We start from the raw sequence: 6000 nt of genomic DNA, 5'->3' as shown, positions 1-6000 counted from the left end.
ACTTAAATAACAAGGACAAAACAGACTGTGTCCTTAACTTCGGCAGAATCGCAGCATAAACTGTCCGAAGTATTGTGGGAAAACAGGCCAAAAACAGACTTCTCCACTGTAAGACCAACTTATTGATTCATGTGCAACAGACTTCTAAGGTACTAAATCCCGCTGAATAGTTTTCTACGCCCATCATTCAGGGAAAATGCCTTGTCACGTTAGCGCACAGCTGTAGCATGAGAATGTGTATCAGAAGCGTACAGGTGACAAGCAGGGCTAAATCATAACTTATTGACTACCATCCTTATGCATAAATGGCATTTATTTTTCTTGTCATCTACCTGAAAAAAGAAGCAAGAACCGCCTGAGCGTTGCTTGCCCTGCGTTTGAACCTACTTCCACCCTACTTCCTATGTATAAGAACTACCTGAAAATGGCCTTTAGAAACTTGATGGGGAATAAAGTTTTTTCCCTCATCAACGTCTTCGGGTTGGCACTGGGCATGACCTGCAGCGTGCTGATTCTGCTATGGGTGCAGGACGAGCTGAGCTATGACCGGTTCCATCAAAACATAGACCATCTGTACCGCGTGGTAGGCGAGCAGCATTATCCTGGGGCCGACGACCTTACCACCCCCGCCGGACCCGGACTCTTGGGGCCAGCCATGGAAAAAGAACTGCCGGAAGTGGAACGGGCCATCAGAATGACTTGGGGCGAACAGACCCTCTTCAGCTATGGCGACCGAAAATTTAAAGAATCGGGCATCTACGCCGACAGCACCTTCTTTGAGGCGTTTTCTTTTGAGCTGCTGCAGGGCAAGGCAGGCCAGGTGTTGCGGCACCCCAAGTCTGTTGTGATCAGTGACAGCGTTGCGCTGAAATTCTTCGGGAGCAAAGAAGCCGTGGGCAAGCTGCTGAAGCTGAACAACCAGGAAAGCTATGAGGTGACCGGGGTCATGGCCTCTGTACCCACCAACTCTACTCTGCAGTTTGACTATGTGCTCCCGTTTGAAGAGTTTTTGCAGCAGAACCAAAGCCTTAAGACCTGGGGCAGCTATGGCATACTCACCTACCTGCAACTTAAGCCGGGCGTTGATCCAGAGGCTTTCAACCAGAAGATAAAACACTTTGTAAAAAAAGGCGACAAAGGCGAACGGGACACCGACTTTTTTGTGCAGGCGGTGAAAGACATTCACCTGTACTCAGATTTCCGGCAGGGGAAATCAAATAGCGGCCTGGTGATGTACGTGCGCCTCTTCTCTGTAGTGGCGGTGTTCATCCTGATTATTGCCTGCATCAACTTCATGAACCTAGCCACCGCCCGTGCCGCCAAACGCGCGAAAGAAGTAGGCGTACGCAAGGCCATTGGTGCTAGCAAGGGTTCATTGGTGGGGCAGTTTATGATAGAGTCTATCCTGATCGCGTTCCTGGCCCTCTTCTTAGCCGCCAACCTGGTGGGGGTGCTCTTGCCTGCCTTCAATGACTTGACGGGGAAAGCCGTAGAATTCAACCTTGCAGACCCCCAGCTGCTCTTGATGCTGTTGGGTGTAGCGCTGGTGACCGGTATTATTTCGGGCAGTTACCCCGCGTTCTTTTTGTCTTCTTTTGAACCGGTAGTGGTATTGAAAGGCACTGTGAAGCTGAATGACCGGGTTACCTTGTTCCGGAAGGGGCTGGTGGTTTTCCAGTTTGTTCTCTCTGCCCTCTTGATTGTGAGCACCTTGGTGGTGTACCTGCAGCTGCACTTTATACGCACCTCAGACATTGGCTTGCAGCGCCAGAACATGGTGTCTATACCCATAGAAGGTGATTTGCGCACTAACTATGAGGTGGTGAAGCAGGAAATGCTGCGAATTCCCGGTGTCATGGCCGTGACCGCTTCTGACTACAACCCGCTGCAATTGGGTTCTAACACCAGTAACGTGGAGTGGCGCGGCAAAGAACCCGGTGCCGAAATTCTGATTGACTATATGCACGTGGACTACGGCTACCTGAACGCCATGGGCATGCAGCTAAAGGAAGGGCGCGATTTCTCCAAGGAGTTTGGCACTGATACGGCAAACTACCTCATCAATGAAGAAGCGGCCAAGCTCATGCAGCTGAAAAACCCGGTAGGTGAACGCCTGACCATGTGGGACCAGCAAGGACAGATTGTGGGGGTGGTGAAAAACTTCCAATCCAAAAGCATGCAGGTGAATGACATGCCGCTTATCATCAAGCTGGCTCCCCGGCAAGCCAACTTCCTGTTTGCCCGCGTAGCGCCAGGTAAAACGCCCACTGTGCTGGCCACCACAGAAGCATTGTTGAAAAAGTATAACCCGGCGTTCCCCTTTGAATACCACTTTCTGGATGACACGTTTGAGCGCATGTACCGCAGCGAGAGCGTGATAGGGCAGCTGACTAACTACTTTGCCGGCATTGCCATCTTCATCTCATGCCTGGGCTTGTTCGGGCTGGCCCTGTTCACGGCAGAGCAGCGCAAAAAGGAGATTGGCATCCGGAAGGTATTAGGGGCCTCAGTAGCCGGCATTGTCATGATGCTCAGCAAAGACTTTTTGAAACTGGTGCTCTTGGCCAACCTCATCGCGTTGCCGCTGAGCTGGTACCTGATGCGTTCCTGGTTGGAAGACTACGCCCGCCATACGGACCTGAGCTGGTGGATTTTTGCGGCGGCCCTCATCGCCACGTTCATCATTGCCATGGTCACCCTGAGTTTTCACGCTATCAAAACCGCCGTGGCAGACCCGGTACGGTCGCTGCGCACAGAATAGATTTTGAATACCCTTTACTAAACCCTTCCCATGAAAAAGTACCTGCTTTTTGCCTTAGCGCTGCTTGCCTTTGCTGCCCAGGCACAAATCCCCAACACCCTCACTCCTGCCCAGAAAGTGTACGGCCTCTCTAAATTCTGGCAGGAGGTGAACTATAACTTTGTGTACCTGGACAAAGTAGACCGGGCCCAGTGGGACGGTGCCTACCAAGACCTCATCACCAAGGTGCAGCACACCCCCAATGACTATGCCTATTACCGGGAGCTACAGCGGTTCTGCGCCTTGCTGAAAGACGGCCACACCAATATCTACTTCCCAAAAAGCTTAGACACCTTGCTGTACACCAACATGTTTGGGAAATACAGAATTTTTCTGAGCAATGTAGACAACAAAGCCATTGTCACCAGAACCAACCTGAGCATTAAAAATGAACTGCCGTTGGGCAGCGAGGTGATGGAGGTAAACGGAACCCCCACCGCCGACTACCTGAAACAGCAGGTACTGCCCTACATCTCCTCCTCCACTGACTACGTGCTAATGGATATTGCCATCAACAACCTCCTGCAAGGGCTCAAAGGAGAATCCTACCACGTTAAATTCAGAACCCCAGACGGCAAAGTAAAGGCGTTCACGCTAACCCATGAGAAAACGCTGGAAAAGGAAGTGTATCCGGCCTTTGAAGACCGAAAACTACTGGATTTCAAGTGGTACCCCAACGGCACGGCCTATGTGGCGCTGAACAGTTTCTCAAATCCAGAGATTAACAAACTGTTTCTGGAGAAACTGCCTGAGCTGCGCAAAGCCAAAGCCTTAATCATTGACCTGCGTTACAACGGCGGCGGCTCCACCGGCATAGGTCGGCAGATACTGGACTACTTGACTCCTGACACCCTACTGTACGGCTCCCGGAATATGACCCGTCAGCACCTGGCTTCTTTCAAGGCGTGGGGGAAATTTGCCACGCCCAAAGACACCGTAGGCAACGCATGGACAACCAAATCCCTGCTTTCTTACCAGGACAAACTTTTCTACCCCTTTGACTATGCCCCCTACCGGAATCAGGTAAACCCAGCCGAAAAAGTGATAGTACCCACTGCCCTGCTCATAGGTCACAACACCGCCTCAGCGGCAGAGGATTTCCTGATTTACGCCGACAACCAGAAGCACATGACCAAGATGGGCGAAAACTCCTTCGGGAGCACCGGACAGCCTTTCCTCTTTGACCTGCCCGGTGGCGCCGTTGCCAGGGTATGCACCAAGAAAGACACTTATCCAGACGGGCGGGAGTTTGTAGGCTACGGGGTGAAACCAGACATCACAGTAAAATCAACGCTCAAAGACTACATCCAGAAGAAAGACCCGGTGCTGGAACAGGCCCTCAAACACCTGAAAGGACAAAAGCTGGCCTCGCATCTGTAATTCTGAACCTGTTCCCTGCCTATAAAGAGTACCACCTGCCTGGTTCTGCTTGTGCCTTCTTACAAGTTTCTGTTTCCGGGCTGTTTTCTGAAAAACAGCCCGGAAACAGAAACCCAGATACGTGAGCGTTTGCTTTCGCCCAAGACAGGAGGAAACGCAAAGCAGCTGCACCGTCAGGTACCCATCAAAAGTAAATATCGAAGAAATGAAAACAGTCTTTAAATCTGCCCTGGGCCTGGTGCTCACACTTGGTCTGGTGACCGGCCACGCTCAAAAAAAGAAAGAATTGCCCGTTCTGCACTCCAATGTGGAAACCATCACTTATGTGCTGAACAACACAGACCGGAACCCGGGCTGGAGAATCTCACCTGACCTGAAACCAGACCGGCTGGAAGTAGAGTGCAAACAGAAAGTAATGAAAGTGGCCTTTGTCACAGATGTAGATTCTGTTTCCTTCCAAGTGAAGGCAGGTGATACGCTCCAGTTTTACGTGCTGCAGAAAGGCCGCGAGAAAGCCCTCACAGAGATAGTAGGCACGCCCAAAAATGTCAACTTCACCAAAAAATACATCAAGGCGCACAAAGGCAAGTCAACCGTAGAAATCCCGGAGGTGCATGAGCTGGCCAATGTGCTGGTGGCGCTCTCTACCGTTGGGCAACAGGATTCTAACATGGTAGACATGACCACGCCCTATTACAAAGAAGTGATGGCCTACTTCGCCCCGTATAAAAACCACCCTATCATGCAGGTGGTGAACCGGCACATCACCAAACCTTTTGACAATGACAGCTACTGGTACTACTATGCCCTGAAGATGAACGCCTGCGCGTATGTCTTTGACAAAAAGGGACACATCAGGAACGAAGGCATCATCCGGAAGATGGGTTTCAATAACCAGGCAGACCCCATGGCGGCAAACCTGGCGTTGGTGGAAGACTTCGCCAGGAAGTCTAACTTCAGAGCGTTTTACCAGAAGCACCAGCTGTATTACGGCAGTCTGCTCCAGACGTACCGCTCCCTCAACCCGATGGAGCAGATGCAGACGTGGCTGGAGGCCAAGTTCCCTACCAAGTATGGCAGTTACCGCGTCACGTTCTCGCCTTTGGTGGGCGGGGCCCACTCTACCCAACGCTTTGAAGACAATGGGTTCGGCCAAACCGTGATGTTTGTGTGCCGAGCAGAGCCAGTTGCCCAGTACAATGCCAAGGTCAATGAGATGCTCGCCTCGCGCGTAGTCTTTACAGAGATTGACCACAACTTTGTGAACCCCATGTCAGATACCTACATTCGGCAAATAAACGAGGTGTTTTCTGACCGGAAAAAGTGGGCTGCCGAAGGAAACGGGACCAGTGCCTACGGCTCGCCTTACACCGTGTTCAATGAGTACATGACGTGGGCGGTGTACTCCCTTTATTGCTTAGATACCTTTTCAGCAGAAGACAACGCCACCTTCCTTCCTTTAATGGAGCGCCAGATGGAGAAAGGACGAAGCTTTATCAAGTTTGGGGCCTTCAACCAGAAGCTTCTGGCGCTGTACAAAGAAAATCCTTCCAGAAGCATAGAAGACCTGTACACCCAAATGCTGGCCTGGAGCAAAACGCAATAAATTTAGCAGTCCGCCCCCGGTTAGCAATTTCTGTTCCCATCATTTATACAGAGCGTTTCAGGCCTGTTTTAGCGAAAACAGGCCTGAAACGGAAAGCAGTCTCAGCCCTCCCAGGTTTTCAGAAACCCGGGAGGGCTTTTCATTTTCTGAGGTTGGTTGTGCGCAAAGCGCTACCGGCAGCTCCTCTCCTAAGTTGGCGTTACTTTGTTTGCAA

3 protein-coding genes are annotated in these 6000 nt (G+C 51.2%); all 3 read left to right on the top strand.

What is annotated here, in order from left to right:
* Nucleotides 1-403: 403 nt before the first annotated feature.
* Entirely contained in the window at nucleotides 404-2761 is a 2358-nt protein-coding gene (locus FHS90_RS19710; RefSeq protein ID WP_182514297.1) for an ABC transporter permease, read from the top strand.
* A gap of 30 nt (nucleotides 2762-2791) precedes the next feature.
* Nucleotides 2792-4180, top strand: coding sequence for a S41 family peptidase (locus tag FHS90_RS19705; RefSeq protein ID WP_182514296.1), 1389 nt, complete (start codon nucleotides 2792-2794; stop codon nucleotides 4178-4180).
* 205 nt (nucleotides 4181-4385) lie between these two features.
* On the top strand, nucleotides 4386-5786 hold the full coding sequence (locus FHS90_RS19700) for a DUF4932 domain-containing protein (RefSeq protein ID WP_182514295.1): 1401 nt from the start codon (nucleotides 4386-4388) through the stop codon (nucleotides 5784-5786).
* Nucleotides 5787-6000: the final 214 nt, after the last annotated feature.

This window comes from Rufibacter ruber, assembly GCF_014138425.1.
Lineage (GTDB): Bacteria > Bacteroidota > Bacteroidia > Cytophagales > Hymenobacteraceae > Nibribacter > Nibribacter ruber_C.
Note: the sequence above shows the minus strand (reverse complement) of the source record. Positions and strands in the feature narration are given on the sequence as shown.